Raw genomic sequence first — 20,811 nt, 5'->3', positions numbered from 1 at the left:
GCAATGGCACGCCGTAAGGGCACCACCACCAAGGTCGACCCCTCCGCGTTCGACAGGCCCGGTGCGAACGTCTTCGACAACCCGCTGAAGACGGAGATCGAGGACTCGTACCTGGAGTACGCGTACTCGGTCATCCACTCGCGGGCGCTCCCGGACGCGCGGGACGGGCTGAAACCGGTACACCGCCGGATCATGTACTCGATGAACGAGAACGGCTACCGGCCGACGCACGCGTACGTGAAGTCGTCCCGCGTGGTCGGCGACGTGATGGGCAAGTACCACCCGCACGGCGACACGGCGATCTACGATGCCATGGTCCGCCTCGCGCAGGACTTCTCACTCAACGTCCCGCTGGTCGACGGGCACGGCAACTTCGGCTCCCCCGACGACGGCCCGGCCGCCTCGCGGTACACCGAGGCGCGGCTGTCCCCCGAAGCGATGCTGCTGGTCGGCGAACTCGGCGAGGACACCGTCGACTTCCGGCCGAACTACGACGGTTCGCTCGAAGAGCCGTCCGTACTGCCCGCGGCGTTCCCGAACCTGCTGGTCAACGGCACGTCCGGGATCGCGGTCGGGATGGCGACCAACATGATCCCGCACAACTTGACCGAGGTCATCGGCGCGGCGCGGTGGCTGATCAACCATCCGAACGCCACTCTCGACAAGCTGATGGAGTTCATCCCCGGCCCGGACCTGCCGACCGGCGGCTCGCTGCTGGGACTCGACGAGGTCCGCCGCGCCTACGAGACCGGCCGTGGTGTCGTGCGCATGCGCGCCAGCGCTGAAACCGGTCCGCTCGAGGGCAGCCGCGGCCGTCAGGCGATCACCGTCACCGAGCTGCCGTACGGCGTCGGCCCGGAGAAGGTGATCGAGAAGATCACCGACGAGGTCAACAAGTCCAAGCGGCTCACCGGCATCGCCGACGTCAAGGACCTCACCGACCGCGAGAACGGCACGCGGCTGGTCGTCGAATGCAAGGTCGGCGTGAACCCGCAGGCCCTGCTGGCGGACCTGTACCGCCTGACGCCGCTGGAGCAGTCCTTCGGCATCAACAATCTCGTCCTGGTGGACGGGCAGCCGCAGACGCTGGGGCTCAAGGCGTTGCTGGAGGTCTTCCTCAGCCACCGCTACGAGGTCGTCACCCGCCGCACGCGCTACCGGCGCCGCAAGCGCGAGGAGCGCCTGCACCTGGTCGACGGTCTGCTGATCGCCCTGCTCGACATCGACAAGGTGATCAAGCTGATCCGCGACAGCGACAACGCCGCGGCCGCGAAGGACGGCCTGATGAAGCGGTTCAAGCTCTCGGAGATCCAGGCGACCTACATCCTGGACACCCCGCTGCGGCGGCTCACGAAGTACGACCGGATCGAACTCGAGGCGGAGCAGGACAAGCTGCGCGAGGAGATCGCCGAACTGTCGAAGATCCTCGACGACGAGTCGGTGCTGAAGAAGGTCGTCTCGGCCGAGCTGGCCAAGGTCGCCAAGGACTCCCCCACCGAACGCCGCACCGCGCTGATCGACGGTGACCTCAAGGAGGTCCTCGCCGCGTCGAAGCCGTCCGGTCCGCTGGAGGTCGCCGACGATCCGTGCCAGGTGATCCTGTCGGCCACCGGGCTGGTCGCGCGGACGGCGGCGGAATCGGAGGAGGCGTCGGAAGTGCGGCGCCGCAACGGCCGCGTCAAACACGACTCGGTGTCCGCGGTGGTCCATTCGACCGCACGCGGTCAGGTGCTGCTGGTGACCAACCGCGGCCGCGCGTTCAAGACCGACGTGCTGCCGCTGCCGGTGCTGCCCGAGCAGGCGGGCACCGTTTCGCTTCGCGGCGGGATGGCCGCGAAGGAACTGGTGCCGTTGGAGAAGGGCGAGCGCGTCATCGGCTTGGCGCCACTCGGCGATCAGGCGGCAGGCTCCCCTGGTCTCGCGCTCGGCACCAAACTCGGCGTCGTGAAGGTGTGCGCGCCGGAATGGCCGGTCCGCTCGGACGAGTTCGACGTGATCAGCTTGAAGGACGGCGATGAGGTCGTCGGCGCTACCTGGCTCACCGACGGCGACGAGACGCTGGCGTTCCTGTCGTCCGAAGCGTCACTGCTGCGCTACCCGGCTTCGCTCGTGCGGCCGCAGGGCCTCAAGGGCGGCGGCATGGCCGGGATCACCGTGCGCGGCGAAGCGGAAGTGGTCTTCTTCGGCGCGATCCGCACCGACGACGCCGAACACGGCGAGCCGATGGTCGTCACCGCGACCGGCGCGAGCGTGAAGGTGACCCCGTTCAGCGAGTACCCGGCCAAGGGCCGGGCGACCGCCGGTGTCCGGGCACAACGTTTCCTCAAGGGCGAAACGCGGCTGGTGGTGGGCTGGATCGGCCCGCGTCCCGCCGGCGCGTCGCGCACCGGTGACCCGGTGGAACTGCCGGAGGCCGACGTCCGGCGCGATGGCTCCGGCCACGCCCACCCGGGCCCCGAGGTCGTCGGCCACCTGATCGAACGCAGCTGACCCCGCCGCCCTGCCGCAATTAGTCACCTACTTGCGGCCACCCCCGGCGCTCCCCACCCAGCGCAAGCGCAATGAAGGGGCCTTTCATAGCAAATTTTGCTATGAAAGGCCCCTTCATTGCACGTCCGCCGGCCGTCTCACCCACGCGATAGCAAAGGTCCCTTGCTCCCTCAGCGGCCCAGCAGACCCTTCGCGATGTGCGTCACCTGGATCTCGTTGCTTCCCGCGTAGATCATCAGCGACTTCGCGTCCCGCGCCAGCTGCTCCACCCGGTACTCCGCCATGTACCCGTTGCCGCCGAACAGCTGCACGGCCTCCATCGCGACCTCGGTGGCCGCCTCCGACGAGTACAGCTTCATCGCGGAAGCCTCGGCCAGCGTCGGCATCTTGCCCGCCCGCAGGGTCTCGATCAGCTGGAACACCATGTTCTGCACGTTGATCCGCGCGACTTCCATCTTCGCCAGCTTGAGCTGGATCAGCTGGAACCGCCCGATCTCCTGGCCCCACAGCTTCCGGTTCTTCGCGTAGTCCACGCAGAGCCGGTGGCATTCGTTGATGATCCCGAGCGCCAGCGCCGCGACCCCGATCCGCTCGACGGCGAACCCGGACTTCACCTCGGCCTTGCTGTCGCCGTCGCGGCCGGTCTCGGATTCGCCGAGCAGCCTGTCCCGCCCGAGCCGGACGTCGCTGAAGAACAGCTCGCCGGTCGGTGACGACATCATGCCCATCTTCTTGAACGGCTTGCCCTGCGTGAGCCCGGGCATACCCTTGTCCAGCACGAACGTCAGCACCTTGCGGTCGCGGACGGCGGTACCGTCGCCGTCGTCGAGCTTCGCGTACACGATGATCGTGTCGGCGTACGGGCCGTTGGTGATGAACGTCTTCTGTCCATTGAGGACATATTCGTCACCTTCGCGCCGCACCGACGTCTTCATCCCGCCGAAAGCGTCCGAGCCGGAATCGGGTTCGGTGATCGCCCACGCGCCGACCTTCTCGAAGGTGACAAGAGAAGGCAGCCAGCGTTCCTTCTGCGCCTGCGTGCCCTTGGTCAGGATCGTCTGCGCGGTCAGCCCGATGCTCACGCCGAGCGAAGCGACGATGCCGAGGCTGACCCCGGCCAGTTCGCTCACCGCGATGAGCGCCATCGCCTCCTGCCCGCCGAACGCGAGCCCGCCGCCACCTGAACCGGACCCGGGCGATTTCGCCAGCAGTTTCGTCACCGATTCCCGCGCGAGCGCGTCGATGCCGAAGGACGCGAACATCTTCCTGATGATGTCGTACGGCGGCAGTGTCCCGCTTTCCAGCGCGTCGAGGTGCGGCCGGATCTCCTTGTCGATGAACTCCCGGATGGTGTCCCTGATCAGCAGCTCGGTCTCGGACCACTCGATCATGGCAGCCTCGCGGCGATGTCGTCGATCTCCCAGGCGGTCTCGGTTTCGATCACCTTGACGTCGTGCCAGCCCGCGAGTTCGGAGATCGCGCCGCCCTGCACCGCGAACACCTTGCCGGTGAGCGGGCACTTCTCGGTCGCGAGATAGGCAACCAGCGGCGAGATGTTGGCCGGGGAGAACGCGTCGAACTCCCCTTCTTCCACTTCCTGCGCGAAGATCGCGCCCATGCCCGGCGTCGCCAGGGTGAGCCGCGTGCGCGCGATCGGGGCGATCGCGTTGACCCGCACGCCGTAGCGTTCCAGTTCCTCGGCGGCGACCAGCGTCAGCGCGGCGATGCCCGCCTTCGCCGCGCCGTAGTTCGCTTGTCCGGCGTTCGGCAACGTGACCCCGGACGCCGACGCGGTGTTGATCACCGAGCCCGCCACCCGCTCACCGGCCTTGCTCGCCGACTTCCAGTACGCGGCCGCGTGCCGCAGCACCGCCGCGTGCCCCTTCAGATGCACGGCGATCACGGAATCCCATTGGGACTCCTCCAGTCCGGCGATGAACGCGTCGCGCAGGATGCCCGCGTTGTTCACCACGACGTCCAGCCTGCCGAACTCGCCCACCGCCTGCGCGACCAGTTCCTCGGCGCCCGCCCAGTCGGCGACGTTGGCCGTGTTCGCCACGGCCTTGCCGCCCGCCGCGCGGATCTCGTCGACGACCTCCTGTGCCGGGCCGGTGTCGGCCCCGCTGCCGTCGTTCGCCCCGCCGAGGTCGTTGACCACGACGCTCGCGCCCTCCCGTGCGAACAGCAGCGCGTGCTCGCGGCCGATCCCCCGGCCGGCGCCGGTGATGACGGCGACCCGCCCGTCAAGTGCTCCCATGGCTTTGCTCCTACTCCGCGAATTCCGCGAGGCCGTCTTTGATCACGACGGTTTCGCCGACGGTGGTTTCGAACGCGTAGCTCCCGCCACCCGCGCTCCAGATGGACGTGGTCAGGTCTTGCCCGGGCAGCACCGGTTTGGCGAACCGCACGGCGAACCGTTTCAGTCTGTCCACATCGGACCCGGCGACCTCGGTCAGCAGCGCCCACGAGGTGAACGCCATGGTGCACAGGCCGTGCGCGATGATCCCCGGCAGTCCCGAATCCTTCGCGACCTCTTCGTCGAGATGGATGGGCATGGGGTCGCCTGCGGCGGGCGCGTACCGGTACGTCTGGTCGTCGTCGACGTGCTGGTTCACCTTCGCCACCGGTGCCCGCGAACGCAGGCCTTCGTCGAACTTGTGCTCCGGCCCGAGTTCGCCCCGCGTCTCACCGGTGTCGAACCCGCGCACGAACAAGGTCACGTACTGCTCGTTGACCAGGTCGTCGTCTTCAGTGCGGCATTCGAGGTGGATGGTGCCGCGCGTGCCGTTCGACAAGCCTTCGTAGCCCGTCATCCGCGCCCGCGAAACGAGCTTGTCGCCGGGGCGGATCGGCCGGTGGAACCGGAATTCCTGTTCCCCGTGCACGATCCGGCCGAACAGCCCGACCGGGACGACCTCGAGCGCGGGTTCCATCAGCGACTCGAACACCGGCACGATCGCGAACACGGGGCTCGCGACGTCCCCGGCGAGATGCGCCGGGATCGGGTCGTTGGTGGCCTTCGCGTACTCGATCAGCCGCTCGCGGGTCACCTCGAACCGGGACTCCTCGGTCCACTTGCCGAGGCCGTCGGGATCGAATCGCTCGTCGGTCACGCGACCAGCGCCTTGAAGTTCTCGAGGGAGGCGTCGAGGTTCTTCTTGCCGTCCTTCTCGACGGCCTTGCCGAGCGCGCCGACGATCATCTGGCCGGCGAACTCCGCGTTGATGCTGGCGAGCGATCCCTCGCCGGACGCCGCCACGGTCAGCTCGAACTTGACCTTCACCCCGGCCATCCCGGTGCCGGAGATCGCCAGCTTCGACGGCGCCTCGAACTCGTCGACCGTCCAGGTGATCGTGTTCGGCATCCCGAGCATCGTGACGACCTCGGAAGCCTGCGCCCCCTTGGAGAATTCGGCCGGGACCTCGCCCTTCCACTTGGTGTGGATGGTCAGCCACTTCTCGAAGTTGTTGGGGTTGGAGAACTCCGCCCACACCTTGTCGGGGGCGGCGGGGAGTTCGACGGAGGCACTGATCTTGCCCATGGTTCGTCCTTTCGGTGGGATCAGCGCTCGGCGCGCTGGTAGGCGGTGACGACGGCGGCGCCACCGAGTCCGATGTTGTGCTGCAGCGCGGCCTGGACGCCGTCGACCTGGCGTTTGTCCGCGGTTCCACGCAGCTGCCAGGTCAGTTCGGCGCATTGCGCGAGACCGGTGGCGCCGAGCGGGTGCCCCTTGGAGATCAGCCCGCCCGACGGGTTGACGACCCACTTGCCGCCATAGGTGGTGTCCCCGGAGTCGACGAGCTTCCCGGCTTCCCCTTCGGCGCAGAGTCCCAGCGCTTCGTAGAGCAGGAGTTCGTTGGCGGAGAAGCAGTCGTGCAGTTCGATGACCTGGAAGTCTTCGGCGCCGAGCCCGGCCTGGTCGTACACCTGGCGGGCGGCCTGGACGTTCATGTCGTAGCCGATGATGTTCTTCGCGGTACCGTCGAAGGTGCTGGCGAAGTCGGTGGTCATCGCCTGCCCGACGATCTCGACGGCCTGCTCCGCCAGCCCATGCGAGTCCACAAAGGACTCGCTGGCGAGGATCGCCGCGCCGGAACCGTCCGAGGTCGGCGAGCACTGGAGTTTGGTGAGCGGGTCGTAGATCATCCGCGAGTCGAGGATGTCCTGCAGCGAATAGCTTTCCTGGAACTGCGCGTACGGGTTGTTCACCGAGTGCCGGTGGTTCTTCTCGCCGATCTTGGCGAAATGCTCGGCGGTGGTGCCGTAGGTCTTCATGTGCTCCCGGCCGGCCGCGCCGAACATCCACGGCGCCGGCGGGAAGAGCACCTCGGAGATCTCCGCGAGCGCCTGGAGGTGCCTGCCCATCGGCTGCTCGCGGTCGTCGTAGGTGGAGCCGAGCGATCCCGGCTGCATCTTCTCGAAACCCAGCGCGAGCGCGCAGTCCGCGCGGCCGCCCCGGATTGCTTCCGCGGCGAGGTACAGCGCGGTCGACCCGGTCGAGCAGTTGTTGTTGACGTTGACGACCGGGATCCCGGTCATGCCCAGTTCATAGACCGCCCGCTGTCCCGAGGTCGACTCTCCGTAGACGTAGCCGACGTAGGCCTGCCGCACCTCGTCGAAGGAGATCCCGGCGTCTTCGAGCGCCTTGGTCCCGGATTCCTTGGCCATCTGCGGGTAATCCCAGTCCTCACGACGTCCGGGCTTCTCGAACTTCGTCATGCCCACGCCGACGACGTACACCTTGTTGGCCACCACGACGCTCCTTGTCCGTTGCCGGGTCGCTGCTGCCACTGAAGATACAGACAGGACTGTATTTATCAACCCTTACATACAGGTCTGAACGGATGTTACTTACGGCACGTTGCGTGTCAGGTGACTCAAACAGGCGGCTTACACCCCCGTTAACCAGGACGAACACAACTCAGGGGATTCGATGAAACGTACGAGCTTGGTCCTGGCAGGCGCTGGTCGGCATGGCTGACGGCGCGTCGGGGGGTCGGCGCGGTGCGTTTGGCTGGCGCGGCGGTGGTGGTCGAGCAGTTCTGCTGACCTCAGGCGGTCACCACCTTCAGTACTTCGAGCAGGGCCTCGGCTCGGTGGTGGGGGTGGGTGACCGACAGCGCGAGCTCTTCCGCCCGGTCGATGTCAGCGGGGACCATGGCGATCGCCGTGTGCGCCAAGGCTTCTTGAAGCGCGAAGTAGGTGTCAGGAAGGGATTCGCAGAGCCGTTCCGCGCGTTCAGGATCCACTGCCGCCATGGCCTCGGCAGCCGCCGCCAGGGCTGCGGTCCGTTCGAGGTCGTTCTCGATGGACTTCGCGATGCGTTCGGCGCGCTCGGGTTGTACGGCGCCGATGGCGCCCGCCACGACACCTGTCGGCCACGGGCTTCCGATCTCCTTCGCGATCGCCTTGGCCCGTTCCACCGCCCGGTCGGGATCGCGCGTGGCGAGGGCCTTGATCACGGACGTCATCGCCACGGTGTGGTCGTGCTGGTCCATGATCCGCCGTGCCAGCTGATCGGCTTCGGAGATCAGACTGTCGGCACGGGACCCCGTGCGAGAGGCCATCTTCGCCGCTATATCGGCCAGCAGGGGTGCGAGCTCGGCCGGTTCCTTGAACGAACGGGCGATTCTCACGGCGCGATCGGGATCGGTCGCCGCGGCCGCCCTCGCCACCTCGGCCAGGAGGCGACCATGCCGCCGAGGGCCCGCCGAGGTGGCGATCCGTTCGGCCAGTCGGAGATCGAGCGCGGTCGCGGCCATCGCCGCGTAGTGGACACCCACTTGACGGTTCTCCTCGCCCACCCTGGCAGCGGACTCGATCAGGCGCGTCGCGCGGCGAGGGTCGCTGGGCGCCACCACTGTCGCCATGTCCGCCAGTGCTTGCGATGCCGCGGACGAGGCCTGGTGGGCACGAGATGCCGCTTCGTTGAGCAGCTTCTTGGCCCGGCGGGGGTCTGAGGGTGCCACCGCGACCGCCAGTTCGGCCATCGCCACCAGCGTCCACCGGTCCCAGAGCGGGCCGATGCCGCCGAGCAGCCGCTCGGAACGGGCGGGATCGGTGACCGCGAGCCGGGCGGCCATCGTCGCCAGCAGTGAATCGCGCCCGTTCGACCTGGCGAACTGTTCGCTGTGCTCAGGGGACACGGTGGCCACGAACTTCGCCGTCTCCACCAGAAGCCTTTCGCGTGTCTCTCGGAAGGACGCTGTGCTCGGTGACCGGGCGGCGTTGATCAGCTGGTCGAGCAGCCACGCCGGCCGCCTCGCGTCCTCGTCCGCGTTCACCCGCACGACCTCCCCGTCGACTGGTTCCTCACCGTGAGGAACCAGTCTGGCAGGAAACCGGGTTATCAGAGCCCCTCCCGAGCGCGGAGGCTATTCGTCGGCAACGAGAGCGGGATCGACGCGATGCTCGACCTGGCGACAGTCGTCAACACCGGCGCCTTCGGCAAGATCGCGGGAGCGCTGCAGGGCTGCGGCCACGACAACACTCCCGTGGTGTGGCGCCGTGGCTAAAGTCGGGATATGGATCCCGAGGAGCTTCGGCAGCGGTTCTCCCAGCTGACCACCGCGCATCTGACCGATGGCTGCGTCCGCGCCGGCGTCCCGGTTCGATGCGCGCCCGTCGGCACGCACTCGGTCGTACCCGGCGGACGCGTGGCCGGGCGGGTCACCCCCGCCCGGCACGTCGGCAGCGTCGACGTCTTCCTGGAGGCGTACGAAACCGCGAACCCCGGCGACGTCCTCGTCGTCGACAACGGTGGCAGGCTCGACGAGAGCTGCGTCGGGGACCTCGCGGTTCTCGAAGCGGAAGCGGCCGGGTTGAGCGGCGTCGTCATCTGGGGACTGCACCGCGACACCGCCGACATCAAGAAGATCGGGCTGCCGGTGTTCAGCCTCGGCTCGATCCCAACCGGTCCGCTCTCGGTCTCCGCCCGCCCGGACGGCGCGCTCGACTCGGCCGTCGTCGGGGACTGGACGGTGACGCGGGAAGATCTCGTGTTCGGCGACGAGGACGGCGTCCTGTTCATCCCTGCTGACCGGGCGGACGAGGTCCTGGACCGCGCCGAGGCCATCCGCGACACCGAACGGCTCCAGGCCGACCGGATCCGCGCCGGAGAGTCCCTTCGCGAGCAGGTGCGCTTCGCCGACTTCCTCGCGGAGCGCGCGAAGTCGCCTTCGCTGACGTTCCGGGAGCACCTGCGCGCGGTGGGCGGCGCCATCGAGGAGTAGCAAGGGACCTTTGCTATCACCGAGGGCCTGACCAGCGAAAACGCGCCTTGTCAGGCCCTCGGCACCCCAGTCAGGAGGCCTTCACGCCGCCGAGCCACAGCAGGCCGTCGACGACGAAGCGGTTCTGCACCTCACTGGCGAAGGTCGACGAAAGCGGCTGATTCGTCTCGTAGTTCATCTTGTTGTGCCCGAAGTTGGCGTAGAGCATCTTGTACTTGGTGTTGGTCCAGAGGATCGGGTAGTACCCGCTGTACCAGGACTGGTTCGGATCGGTCCCGAGCGGGAAGCTCACCGGGTCCACCGACGCGAGGATCCGGATGTCCTGGTTCCTGCGCAGGTCACTGTTCCAGGCGTACCACTCGCTCACCGACGAGGTGAACGTCGCGGGCAGCCGCGTGGTCGAGGGATGCGGCCGGTTCTCCACCTTCAGCGTCGCCGTCGTCGGCCCCCAGGTGTTGGACTTGAACGCCCCCGTGCCAAGGAACCTGTTGTGGTACCAGTCCCAGCCGGACGGATTCGTGGTGAACGCCGCCACGTGGAAACCGAAGAACGCGCCGCCGGCCTTCATGTAGCGCTCGAAGCCCGCGCGCTGCGACGAGGTCTGCGGCAGGTCGTCCAGGAACAGCACGACCTGGTACTGCGAGGGTTGCAGCGAGTTCAGCCGGTTCCAGTCATTGGTCGCGGTGTAGTCGAAGTTGTTCTGTGAAGCGGTTTTCGGGAACCACTGGTTGGCTTCCTTGACGAAGCTGATGTGCGCCGCGTCGTAGGTCCCGTTGTAGAAGGCCAGCACCTTGAACGCGGGCGCCGCCTGTGCCGAAACCGGCGCCAACGCCAACGCGAGACACGAAACGAACAGCAGAGCGAGCCGGACCACGAATTTCGTCATACCTCACCACCCATGCCGAGTGCGTAAATTCATTGCTTGAATTAACACATGACACGGCAGCGATGGTCTAGACCTGCGACAAAGACGGTTCCCGCTGACCGGCACCGGCCACTATCGATAACCTGGAGATTATGGAACTGCGGGATATCGAGATCTTCCTGGCGCTGGCCGACGAACTGCATTTCGGCCGCACCGCGGAACACCTGCACGTCTCGCAGGCACGGGTGAGCCAGACGATCAAACAGGTGGAACGCCGGATCGGCGCACCACTGTTCGCCCGCACCAGCAGGCGGGTCCGGCTCACGCCGATCGGCGAACGGTTGCGGGACGACCTCGGCCCCGCCTACCGCGCGCTGCACGAAGGCATCGACCGCGCCGTCGCGGCCGGGCGCGGGATCGGCGGCGTACTGCGGCTGGGCTTCGAGGCACCCGGCGTCGCCGATCTGATCGAAGACCTGCTGGCCCGCTTCCGGCAGCGCCACCCGGACACGGAACTGCTCATCCGTGAGGCCGATTTCGCCGACCCGGTCGCGATGCTGCGCTCGGGTGAGATCGACGCGCTGGTGACGCTGCTCCCGGCCGACGAACCCGAACTGACGACCGGACCGGCCGTGTACACCGAACCGATGGTGCTCGCGGTGTCCTCGAAACATCCTTTCGCGCGACGGAAATCAGTCACCCTCGACGACCTAGCCCGCGACACCGTCCTTCGTGCGGCGCATCCTCCGGAGCCGTACTGGATCGAAGAGCCACGCCAGTGGCTGACACCGGCCGGTCACCCCGTGACGCGAGGCAAGCCCTTCGCGACGTTTCAGGAACTGCTCGCCGCGATCGCCACCGGCGCCGGCATCTGCCCGCTCGCCGCACACGCACAGGAGTACTTCAGCCACCCGCGAATCCGCTTCGTACCCTTCGCCGGTTCGCCCGACGTCGAGTGGGGCCTCGTCTGGCCGCGCTCCGCCGAGACAGCCCGCGTACAGGCCTTCGCGGCTGTCGCCTCCGCTTCGCTCCCCTGACTCCCCCGCAATTCGTCATCTACTTGCGGCGAGACCTGCGGAAAGGGAGCAAGGGACCTTTGCTATCGCCCGGCCGCGCACCCCACGCCGCGCCCCGCCCTAAGTACATGAAGGCCCCCTTCCTGTACCTAGGCGCAAGGAAGGGGGCCTTCATGTACTTCGAGAACTAGCCGACGACCTTCTGCACCCAGTCCGCTTCGAGCTTCACGACCTGTCCGTTCGCCGTCACGGTCGGCGTGCCGAAGCCCGGCCCGTTGCCGAAGTCCTGCTGCAGCGCCGGATCCGTCGAGATCTTCTTGTACGCGTCCTGGATCTGCTGCTCGTAGGCGCCACCGTTGACCGCCATCGCGAAGGCCGGGTCGGTGATGCCGACGTCCTGGCCGAGCTTGATCAGCTGCGCCTTGTCGAACCCGCGTCCGCCTTCCTCCGGCTGATCCTTGAACAGCGCGTCGTGGAAGGCGAGGAACTTGCCCGCGTCGGCCGCGGCGAGCGAGGCGTTGGCGGAGTCCAGCGAGTAGCCCGGCGGGTCGGAACGCTGGTTGAGCATCGGCAGCATGTGGTACCGGACCTGCAGGGTCCCGTTGTTCACCTGCTCCTCGATCTGGCCCTTGAACGACTCTTCGAACTGCTTGCAGACCGGGCAAAGGAAGTCTGCATAGATGTCGATGGTCTTCTTCGCGTCGGGCTTGCCGACGACCACGGCGGCCCCGTCACGCTTCTCCACGACACCCGGCGCCGAGGCGGTCGGCTGTGCCCCGATCACCTTGCCCTCGGTGCTGTCCTTGCTGGACGTCGTCCAGATCACGCCACCGATCACCAGCGCGGCGAGCACGACCACCGCGACGGCGATCGCGACGACCTTCTTCTTGTCGCCGCCGGCGACGCCCCTGGCCTGTGCCACCGAGCGCGACGCCGTCTGCTGCTGCTTGCGTTTCCGAGCGTTGCGCTCAGCTCCACCCACGATTATTCGTTCCCTTCAGCGATACCCACATAGTCGTCGTCCGCGGGGGCGCGAGAGTTCCCGAGCCAGCCGTCCACGGACAGCCAGGTCCGCGGCCGCACGATCAGCCAGACACCCAGTAGCGCGAACCCGAGGTCCCTGGCGATCTCCTGCGGATACCTCGTCTGATCCGCGGCGATCTGACCGCCACCGCCGAAGCAGCCGCAATCGATGCTCAGCCCGCGCGCCCAGGATTGGGCGATCGCGGCGATGAGCACCGCGAGCATCAGCACCGACAGCACCGACACCCACCGGGTCACGAACCCGGCGAGCAGGAACAGGCCGAGCGCCAGTTCGACGAGCGGCATCCCGATCGCGACCGGGCGGACGAGCCCGTCCGGCAGGACATCGAAAGCCTGGACCGCGATGTAGGTCTGTCCCGGATCGCTGATCTTCAGCGCTCCGGAAACCAACCAGACGGCGGCCAGTCCGAGCCGGGCGAGTGTGCCCACGGCGTCGAGTACGACTTGGGGCGGTCTACGCACGGGCCTAGGCTAACCGTCGACCCTGAGAACAACGTGAGGCGGCGGACGGAGGCACCCGATGAGGGGACGCGGCCTGCTGGTGGCCTGCTTGATGCTGGTCACAATGGCGGCCTGTTCCACTGAGACCGGTCCGTCGGATTCCCTCGTCGTACGCGCCGTCGGGTCCGGCGAACTCACCATCGGCATCCGCTTCGACCAGCCGGGACTCTCCAAACGGACGATCGACGGCCGGTACGTCGGCTTCGACGTCGATGTGGCGAAGTACGTCGCGAGTGAACTGGGTGTCGACGAGGATCACATCACCTGGCACGACAGCAAGCCCTCGTCCCGCGAGACGGACATTACTTCCGGGACCACGGATCTGATGGTGGCGAGCTACTCGATCACCGAGAAACGCAAACAGATGGTCGCCTTCGCCGGGCCCTATTTCGACACCGGCCAGGATCTGCTCGTCCGCCTCCGGTCGACCGACATCACCGGCCCCGAGAACCTCAACGGCCGCAAGCTGTGCGCCGTGGGCGGCACCACCTCGGCCGAGCAGGTGCGCGACAAGTTCGCCCAAGCCGTCCAGCTCGTCGAGTACCCGCGCTATCAGGACTGCGTCACGGCGTTGCTCGCGGGACAGGTGGACGCGGTGACCACCGACGACGTCATCCTGGCCGGTTACGTGGCGCAGAACCCGGAGTTGCTGCGGGTCGTCGGCAAGCCGTTCTCGAAGGAGAAATACGGTGTCGGCCTGCGCAAGGACGACACCGAGGGCCGGGCCGCGGTGGCCAGGGCCATCCAGAAGATGATCTCGTCCGGGGAGTGGCTCGCATCGCTGAACCGCAACATCGGCCCGTCCGGTTACCGGATCCCGCCTCCGCCGCAGGTCACCGAGCAGTGACCCTTCCCGATCTGCCGGTTCGCGCCGTCCTGCCCGAACTCGAAGCCGCTCTCGACGCACACGGCACCGCGGTGCTCGTCGCGCCCCCTGGCACCGGCAAGACCACCTTGGTACCGCTCGCGCTGGACAACGGCGAAGGCCGGGTGGTCGTCGCCGAGCCGAGGCGGCTGGCCGCGCGGGCCGCGGCGGCGCGGATGGCGTCCCTGCTGGGCGAACGGGTCGGCGAGACGGTCGGCTATTCGGTCCGCGGGGACCGGAAGGTGTCGTCTTCGACCCGGATCGAAGTGGTGACGTCGGGGTTGCTGGTCCGGCGGGTGCAGGGCGATCCCGAACTGAGCGGGGTTTCGACCGTCCTGCTCGACGAATGCCACGAGCGGCATCTCGACGCGGACCTGTTGCTGGCGTTGCTTCTCGACGTGCGCGCCGGACTGCGGGACGACCTGCGCCTGCTCGCGACGTCCGCCACCGTGGCCTCCGGGCGGCTGGCCGCGCTGCTCGGGGACGCGCCGGTGATCACCGCGCACGCGAGGACTTATCCGGTCGAAGTCTCGTACTCCCCGCCCGCGCGCGGCGAGCGGGTCGAGGCGACCGTCGCCCGCGTGATCCACAAAGCACTGTCCGAAGGGGACGGTGACGTGCTCGCGTTCCTGCCTGGCGCGGGCGAGATCGCCAGGGTGAGCGGGCTGCTCAGCGGCCTGGACGCCGATGTGCTGCCCCTGCACGGACGGCTTTCGGCGGCGAGCCAGGACGACGCGTTGCGCCAACGCGCCCGCCGCCGGGTGGTGCTGTCGACTTCGGTCGCCGAGTCCAGCTTGACCGTTCCGGGCGTGCGCGCGGTGGTGGACTGCGGACTGTCGCGCGTGCCCCGTGTCGATTATCGGCGCGGCCTGCCGGGTCTGGCGACGGTCCGCGTTTCGGCCGCGGTCGCCGAGCAGCGCGCCGGCCGCGCCGGACGCGAGGCGCCGGGCCGTGCGTACCGGTGCTGGGCGGCGCACGAACAAGGTTCCCTGCCCGCCTACCCCGAACCCGAGATCCGGACGGCCGAACTGGCACGGTTCGCGTTGGAGCTGGCGTGCTGGTCCACTCCGGATGGTTCCGCCCTCTCGTGGTGGGATCCGCCCGGCGAAGGCGCGCTGGCCGCCGGTCGCGCGTTGCTGACCACCCTCGGGGCGACCGCGGAAGACGGGACGGTGACCGAACGCGGCCGGAAAATGGCCGGGCTGGGCCTGCATCCGCGGCTCGCGAGGGCGTTGCTGGACGGCGCGGCGCGGACCAACGCGCGTTCGGCGGCCGAAGTCGTCGCACTGCTGGACAGCGGTGGCACGCTGACCGACCTCGAAGCCGAACTGCGGCGAGTGCGCGGCGACGAGCGCTGGAAGCGTGACGTGCGGCGGCTTTCCAAGCTGGTGCCCGACGGCGGCAAGGCCTCCGATCCGGCGCTGGTCGTGGCGCTGGCCCATCCCGAGCGGCTCGCACGACGGCGTTCCGCGGGGGCACCGGTGTACCTGATGGCAGGCGGGACGGCGGCCGAACTTCCGCGCGGCAGCGGACTGGCCGACGTCGAATGGCTGGCGGTGGCCGAAGCGACCAGGGATCCCGGCCGCGCGCAGGGCGTCATCCGGCTGGCCGCGCCCGCGGACGAGGACCTCGCCGTCCGCGCGGCGCCGAATCTGGTGTCCTCTGTGGACGAAGTGCACTGGTCTTCCGGTGACGTCGTGGCACGTTCGGTGCGACGGCTCGGAGCGATCGTGCTCGCGGAGAAACCGTTGCGCTCGCCCGCGCCGGACGCGATCCGCGCCGCACTGCTGGACGGCTTGCGCACCGAAGGGCTCGGCCTCTTGCGATGGCCGGAGGACGGCCGGCGACTGCGTGAACGGCTGGCGTTCCTGCATCGAGTGCTGGGATCGCCTTGGCCCGCGGTCGATTCGACGACACTGTTGTCCACTTTGGATAGCTGGCTCGACCTCGGGACGGCGCGCCGCCGGTCGGATCTGGCTTCACTGGACGCGGGCGCCGCCCTGCGCGGACTGCTGCCCTGGCCCGAAGCGTCGCGTTTGGACGAACTGGCGCCGGACCGGCTGGAGGTACCGTCGGGTTCGCGGATCCGCGTCGACTACTCGGGTGAGCAGCCGGTGCTGGCCGTGAAACTGCAGGAGACCTTCGGCTGGCTCGCGACGCCAGAGCTGGCGGGCGTGCCCGTCGTACTGCACCTGCTGTCACCCGCCGGACGGCCGGCCGCGGTCACGGCTGATCTGGAATCGTTCTGGCGCAACGGCTACGCGGCAGTGCGTGCCGATCTCCGCGGCCGCTATCCGAAGCATCCCTGGCCCGAAGACCCGATGACCGCCGCGCCCACCCGTCGCACCGCGCGGCGCGGCGGGACCTGACCGCTCAGTCCATCAGCTGGTGCTGCGGCCGGGTCGGCAGTTGCGCCGCCAGCTCTTCGTCGTCCTCACGCTCGTTCAACCCCAGCTGCACCGCGCTCCGGATCTGCTCCCGGTTCTCCCGCACCACGTGCGCGAAGAACTCGTCGGTCCGCGGATCGGTCAGCACCTCGAGGATCACGCGCATCGCGGTGTCGATCACCGAACGCACCACCTCGTCGTGGAACGGCAGCTTCGAAAGCCGTCCCGCCTGCGGATCGTTCTTGAGCTTCTCGGCGATGATCCCCCGCAGCAGCGACTGGTTCTCCCCGAGTGAGCGCGCGAGGTTCTGCGGATAGTTCCCGGTTTCCAGTACCTTCACGACCTCGTCGAGCACGGCGATCGTGATCGGCTTCTTGATCGCCAGCACGATCGGCCGCGAAAGCCGTTCGACCAGCCGCTGCGTGAACCGCTCCCCGAACGCGCGGTCCGCCGTACGGGCGAGCCGCACCAGCACCACGACGATCCGCAGCAGCCGGAACCCGCGCAGCGCCGGATGCGCGATGGGGATCATGCCGAGGATCTCGTACCAGTTGCGCAGCGGGAATCGCTTCTCCCAGCCGGTGCGCCGCCACCGCCAGAGGAATTCCAGCGCGAAGATCCCGCACACCACGGTGTCGATGACGAAGACGCGATGCGCCGTCTCCTCCGAATGAGGGAAGAACGTCACGTAGGCGAGCAACCCGACGGAGAACACGGCGAGTACGAGCATCACCAGGTCGAGCGGATTCACGCGCCGTTGTTCGCGGGTGGTCATGGCGCCGATTGTGCCTTTCCGCGGCGACTCGTGCCGAGCGGCACCTGTCGAAAGTAAGGGATGGCCGATGACTTCAGGGCAATGCCCTCGGGTGCCCCCGCGTCAGAGGATTCGGGGACACGAAGGAGGACGCGGATGATCACGCTTCGAGGACTCACGAAGCGCTATGGCGAGAAGACGGTGGTCGACGGGCTGACGTTCGCCGTCGAGCCGGGCAAGGTGACCGGTTTCCTCGGTCCCAACGGCGCGGGCAAGTCGACGACCATGCGGATGACGCTCGGCCTCGACGCGCCGAGCGCGGGTGAGGTCCGGATCGGCGGCAAGACATACGCCGACCTGCGGTATCCACTGCGCGAGGTCGGCGCGCTGCTCGAAGCCAAGGCGCTGCACCCGGGGCGGAGCGCGGGCAAGCACCTCCTGGCCATGGCGCACAGCAACGGGCTCCCGGCGAGCCGGGTGGACGAGGTGCTCGCGACGGTCGGCCTGACCGACGTCGCGGGCAAACGAGCCGGGACGTTCTCACTCGGCATGGGGCAGCGGCTCGGGATCGCGGGCGCGTTGCTGGGCGACCCGGGTGTGCTGATGTTCGACGAACCGGTCAACGGCCTCGACCCCGACGGCGTCCGCTGGGTGCGGCAGCTGATGCGCTCACTCGCGGAAGAGGGCCGCACGGTTTTCGTGTCGAGCCATCTGATGAGCGAGATGCAGCTGACCGCCGACAGGCTGGTCGTCATCGGCAAGGGAAAACTGCTCGCCGACGCGCCGGTCGACGAATTCATCGCGGGCAACTCGCAGACGTCGGTCGCGGTGCGGGTGCCCGCTCCCGCCGACCTGCGCACCCTCGAACAGCGACTGCGCGCGCTCGGCGCGACCACGGAATCCGATCGGGACGAACTGATCGTGCACGACATGGGTGTGCATCTCGTCGGCGACGCGGTGCACGAACTCGGGATCCGCGTGCACGGACTGGCCGAACGGACTGCGTCACTGGAACAGGCATACATGGAACTGACCGCATCGTCGGTCGAATACGGAACGGGAGTCGCGGCATGAAGAAGTCACTCATGGTCTCGGTAGCAGTGATCGCCGGCCTGCTGGGAGCACCGGCGGTCGCGTCGGCCGCCCCGGCCGCCCCGGCTTTGTCGCTGCCCGCGCCGGGTGGCCCGCTCCCGATCGGGCTGCGCACGCTGCACCTCACCGACCAGCAGCGAGCCGACCCTTGGGTGCCCGAGAAGCGGCGCGAGCTGATGGTCAACGTCTGGTACCCGGCCGTCCCCCTCGGGAAGGCGCCGCTGTACATGACGCATGCGGAGTCGGCGGCGGCGGTCGCCGGACGGAAGATCGACGCGCCGCCGGACACGCTGAGCAAGGTCCGGGTTCACTCGAGGGAGAACGCGCCTTCGCTGCCAGGACGACGTCCGCTGGTGCTGCTTTCGCCTGGCGCGGGCAACAACCGGATCACGCTGACCTCGGTGGCGGAACGCCTTGCCGCACAAGGTTTCGTGGTCGCCGGGATCGACCACGCCTACGAAGCCTGGGCGACGGAGTTCCCCGACGGACTGCGCCAGTGCGTCGCTTGTACACGACCGAACGACCCTTGGCCCGCCGCGATCGCGAACCGCGCGATCGACACGTCGTTCGTCGTCGACACCCTGCTGAAGGACCGTCGCTGGTCGATCGACGCTACGAAGATCGGGATGGCCGGTCACTCGGCTGGAGGTTCGGCGACCGCCGCCGCGATGGTGGCCGACCGGCGGATCAAAGCGGGCGTGAACGTCGACGGCCCGTTCTTCGGTGCCGTTTCTCTCGACCGACCGTTCCTGCTGCTGACCAGCCCGACCGGCGAAAAGTACTACCGCACGTCGTGGAACGAGACCTGGCCGCGGCTCACCGGGCCGAAGGAGCAGGACCTGCTCGAGGACAGCGGCCATTCGTCGGTGACGGACGCGGCGATCCTGGTCGACCAGCTGGGGTTGCGGCCGCACCTCCCGCCGACCGAGATCGAGAACCAGTACGGCTCGATCGATTCGTGGAAGGCGCTGGACTTCTTCCGCGACCGGCTGACCGGCTTCTTCAAGCAGTGGAGCGCACGATGAACACGATCTCTTCGGAATGGACCAAGTTCTGGTCGGTCCGGTCCACCTGGTGGTGCCTGATCAGCGGACTTTTCCTGATGCTCGCCTATTCCGGCGCGCTGGGCCTGGCCGCGAACTCCGGTGTCGAAAGCTCGATGGCTCCGCACGCCGTGGTGGCCGGAGCGGCGTTCTACCTCACGCAGTTCGCCGTGGTCGCGCTGGCGACGCTGTTCGTCACGAGCGAGTACGCCAGTGGCAGCATCCGCTCGACCCTGCAGTGGGTCCCGGTGCGGAACCGGGTCCTCGCCGCGAAATCGGCCGTCCTGCTGCCGGTGCTGTTCGGCTACGGCGTCCTGAACACCCTCGCCGGCGTGGCGATCTCGGCGCCGCTGATCCCCGACCGGGACTCCTCGGTGGGCGAGGTCCTCGCGACCTCGGCGGGCATGGGCGGCTACTTCGCGCTGCTGGGCCTGCTCTGCCTCGGCCTCGGGACGGCGCTGCGGAGCACGGCGGGGACGATCGTGACCGTTTTCGTGCTGCTGGTGATGATCCCGATGTTCGCCGGTTCGCTGGGCGGGGAAGACATCGTGAACTACTTCCCCGGCTTCGCGGGCGTCAACGCGATGGTGACCCCCGGCCAGCCGAACCCGATCTTCGGGGGCGTCTCGCCCTACGCGCCTTGGGTCGGCATCGCGCTCTGTACGGCGTGGGCGGCGGCCGGTCTCGTCACCGGTTCCACCGTGCTGCGGCGCCGCGACGCCTGAGGGAGAGCAAGGGACCTTTCCGCAGATGACCGTGTGGATTTTGGGACGTCAGATGTCCCAAAACCCACACGGTCAGTCAGCGCCGCTACGCCAAGAACAGGGTGTGGGGATATAGAGACACTCAACGTCCCTATATCCACACACCCCGGCCGCCGAGAGAAGCGAGAGCAAAGGTCCCTTGCTCCCCCAACGCACAAAACAGCAGGTCAGCGCCCCGGCGATAGCAAAGGTCCCCCGCTACCCCGCCACCCCGAGCCCCGCCAAAACCTCCCGCACCCCCCGCGTCAGCTCCTCCAGACCGGGCGGCCGCAGCGAGCCGGTCCCGGCCAGCGCGTCGAAGACCGTCCCGTCCAGCCAGGCGACGAGCACCCGCGCGTGCCGCTCCGGCTCCGCCGATCCGCATCCGGCGAGCACCTCGGCGCATCGCCGCCGGATGACCAGTCCCCCGCGGTCGTAGGCCTCGCGCAGCTCCGGCCGCCGCGTCGCCTCCAGCGCGAATTCGTATCGCGCGAGCATCCGCGTCCGCCCGTTCGTGATCGCCGCGTGGGCGAACCCCGCCACGTACTCGGCCAGCCGTCCGGGCGGCGGATCGAGGGTGACGTCGTCGAGTTCGACCATTCGCGAGATCGCCAGCTCCAGCAGCGCCGCCCGCGTCCGCGCGTAATACGAGGTCGAGCCCGACGGCAGCCCGGCGAACCGGTCGACGGCGCGATGCGTCAGCCCGCGCATCCCTTCGGCCGCGATCACCTCGATGGCCGCGTCCCCGATCATCGCCTTTCGCACTCTACAAGTGTAGT

Annotated in this window: 20 protein-coding genes; 9 read left to right on the top strand and 11 right to left on the bottom strand. The window is 68.2% G+C overall.

The genetic code is table 11. The features are described 5' to 3' along the window. Positions 1-3: 3 nt before the first annotated feature. Positions 4-2,490: a DNA topoisomerase (ATP-hydrolyzing) subunit A gene (locus tag DL991_RS38410; RefSeq protein ID WP_125789243.1), complete on the top strand. Its 2,487-nt coding sequence runs from the start codon at positions 4-6 to the stop codon at positions 2,488-2,490. Positions 2,491-2,660: 170 nt separating this feature from the next. Here DL991_RS38410 and DL991_RS38405 read toward each other — a convergent pair whose 3' ends face one another. From DL991_RS38405 to DL991_RS38380, 6 genes are all read right to left on the bottom strand, one after another. Then, positions 2,661-3,881: an acyl-CoA dehydrogenase family protein gene (locus tag DL991_RS38405; protein ID WP_125789242.1), complete on the bottom strand. Its 1,221-nt coding sequence runs from the start codon at positions 3,879-3,881 to the stop codon at positions 2,661-2,663. Continuing rightward, entirely contained in the window at positions 3,878-4,747 is an 870-nt protein-coding gene (locus DL991_RS38400) for an SDR family oxidoreductase (RefSeq protein WP_125789241.1), read from the bottom strand. Before DL991_RS38400 ends, DL991_RS38405 begins: the two co-directional genes overlap by 4 nt. 10 nt (positions 4,748-4,757) lie before the next feature. After that, positions 4,758-5,603: a MaoC/PaaZ C-terminal domain-containing protein gene (locus DL991_RS38395; protein WP_125789240.1), complete on the bottom strand. Its 846-nt coding sequence runs from the start codon at positions 5,601-5,603 to the stop codon at positions 4,758-4,760. Then, positions 5,600-6,031, bottom strand: a complete 432-nt coding sequence (locus DL991_RS38390) for an SRPBCC family protein (protein ID WP_125789239.1) — start codon at positions 6,029-6,031, stop codon at positions 5,600-5,602. Before DL991_RS38390 ends, DL991_RS38395 begins: the two co-directional genes overlap by 4 nt. 20 nt (positions 6,032-6,051) lie before the next feature. After that, complete coding sequence (locus DL991_RS38385) at positions 6,052-7,245, bottom strand: lipid-transfer protein (RefSeq protein ID WP_199749235.1); 1,194 nt, start codon at positions 7,243-7,245, stop codon at positions 6,052-6,054. 296 nt (positions 7,246-7,541) lie between these two features. Beyond that, positions 7,542-8,774 carry a hypothetical protein gene (locus DL991_RS38380; protein WP_125789237.1) on the bottom strand — a complete coding sequence of 411 codons (1,233 nt, stop codon included), beginning with the start codon at positions 8,772-8,774 and terminating at the stop codon, positions 7,542-7,544. Between the two features lie 33 nt (positions 8,775-8,807). On the opposite strand from DL991_RS38380, the gene DL991_RS38375 reads away from it, so the two are divergent. Both DL991_RS38375 and DL991_RS38370 read left to right on the top strand, forming a co-directional pair. Next, the gene (locus DL991_RS38375; RefSeq protein WP_125789236.1) at positions 8,808-9,005 is read left to right on the top strand and encodes a hypothetical protein; all 198 of its coding nucleotides are present in this window, start codon (positions 8,808-8,810) and stop codon (positions 9,003-9,005) included. Between the two features lie 9 nt (positions 9,006-9,014). Next, the gene (locus DL991_RS38370) at positions 9,015-9,722 is read left to right on the top strand and encodes an RraA family protein (RefSeq protein ID WP_125789235.1); all 708 of its coding nucleotides are present in this window, start codon (positions 9,015-9,017) and stop codon (positions 9,720-9,722) included. A 70-nt stretch (positions 9,723-9,792) separates the two neighbouring features. Here DL991_RS38370 and DL991_RS38365 read toward each other — a convergent pair whose 3' ends face one another. Continuing rightward, the gene (locus tag DL991_RS38365; RefSeq protein WP_125789234.1) at positions 9,793-10,608 is read right to left on the bottom strand and encodes a ThuA domain-containing protein; all 816 of its coding nucleotides are present in this window, start codon (positions 10,606-10,608) and stop codon (positions 9,793-9,795) included. A 131-nt stretch (positions 10,609-10,739) separates the two neighbouring features. On the opposite strand from DL991_RS38365, the gene DL991_RS38360 reads away from it, so the two are divergent. Next, entirely contained in the window at positions 10,740-11,624 is an 885-nt protein-coding gene (locus DL991_RS38360; protein ID WP_125789233.1) for a LysR family transcriptional regulator, read from the top strand. Positions 11,625-11,790: 166 nt separating this feature from the next. Here DL991_RS38360 and DL991_RS38355 read toward each other — a convergent pair whose 3' ends face one another. Together DL991_RS38355 and DL991_RS38350 are read right to left on the bottom strand one after the other, a co-directional pair. After that, positions 11,791-12,585, bottom strand: a complete 795-nt coding sequence (locus DL991_RS38355; protein WP_125789232.1) for a thioredoxin domain-containing protein — start codon at positions 12,583-12,585, stop codon at positions 11,791-11,793. 2 nt (positions 12,586-12,587) lie between these two features. Beyond that, positions 12,588-13,076, bottom strand: a complete 489-nt coding sequence (locus DL991_RS38350) for a MauE/DoxX family redox-associated membrane protein (protein WP_125789293.1) — start codon at positions 13,074-13,076, stop codon at positions 12,588-12,590. 91 nt (positions 13,077-13,167) lie between these two features. Here DL991_RS38350 and DL991_RS38345 point away from each other — a divergent pair, with 91 nt between their 5' ends. Continuing rightward, positions 13,168-13,995 (top strand): glutamate ABC transporter substrate-binding protein, encoded by an 828-nt coding sequence (locus DL991_RS38345; protein WP_125789231.1) that lies wholly within the window; start codon positions 13,168-13,170, stop codon positions 13,993-13,995. After that, positions 13,992-16,382: an ATP-dependent helicase HrpB gene (gene hrpB, locus DL991_RS38340; protein WP_125789230.1), complete on the top strand. Its 2,391-nt coding sequence runs from the start codon at positions 13,992-13,994 to the stop codon at positions 16,380-16,382. Before DL991_RS38345 ends, hrpB begins: the two co-directional genes overlap by 4 nt. A gap of 4 nt (positions 16,383-16,386) precedes the next feature. Here hrpB and DL991_RS38335 read toward each other — a convergent pair whose 3' ends face one another. Continuing rightward, positions 16,387-17,175, bottom strand: coding sequence for an ion transporter (locus tag DL991_RS38335; RefSeq protein ID WP_125789229.1), 789 nt, complete (start codon positions 17,173-17,175; stop codon positions 16,387-16,389). Positions 17,176-17,310: 135 nt separating this feature from the next. Here DL991_RS38335 and DL991_RS38330 point away from each other — a divergent pair, with 135 nt between their 5' ends. From DL991_RS38330 to DL991_RS38320, 3 genes are read left to right on the top strand one after another with little or no spacing between them, the layout of a single operon-like run. Beyond that, complete coding sequence (locus DL991_RS38330) at positions 17,311-18,228, top strand: ATP-binding cassette domain-containing protein (RefSeq protein WP_125789228.1); 918 nt, start codon at positions 17,311-17,313, stop codon at positions 18,226-18,228. Further along, positions 18,225-19,271: an acetylhydrolase gene (locus DL991_RS38325; RefSeq protein ID WP_233599246.1), complete on the top strand. Its 1,047-nt coding sequence runs from the start codon at positions 18,225-18,227 to the stop codon at positions 19,269-19,271. Before DL991_RS38330 ends, DL991_RS38325 begins: the two co-directional genes overlap by 4 nt. Beyond that, positions 19,268-20,014 (top strand): ABC transporter permease, encoded by a 747-nt coding sequence (locus DL991_RS38320; protein ID WP_125789227.1) that lies wholly within the window; start codon positions 19,268-19,270, stop codon positions 20,012-20,014. The genes DL991_RS38325 and DL991_RS38320 overlap by 4 nt, the downstream gene beginning before the upstream one ends. Positions 20,015-20,251: 237 nt before the next feature. Here the strand turns inward: DL991_RS38320 and DL991_RS38315 are convergent, their stop codons facing one another. After that, positions 20,252-20,797: a TetR/AcrR family transcriptional regulator gene (locus DL991_RS38315; RefSeq protein ID WP_125789226.1), complete on the bottom strand. Its 546-nt coding sequence runs from the start codon at positions 20,795-20,797 to the stop codon at positions 20,252-20,254. Between the last annotated feature and the right edge of the window lie 14 nt (positions 20,798-20,811).

It is taken from the genome of Amycolatopsis sp. WAC 01375, assembly GCF_003947325.1.
Lineage (GTDB): Bacteria > Actinomycetota > Actinomycetes > Mycobacteriales > Pseudonocardiaceae > Amycolatopsis.
This window is presented reverse-complemented; position numbering and strand designations above follow the sequence as displayed.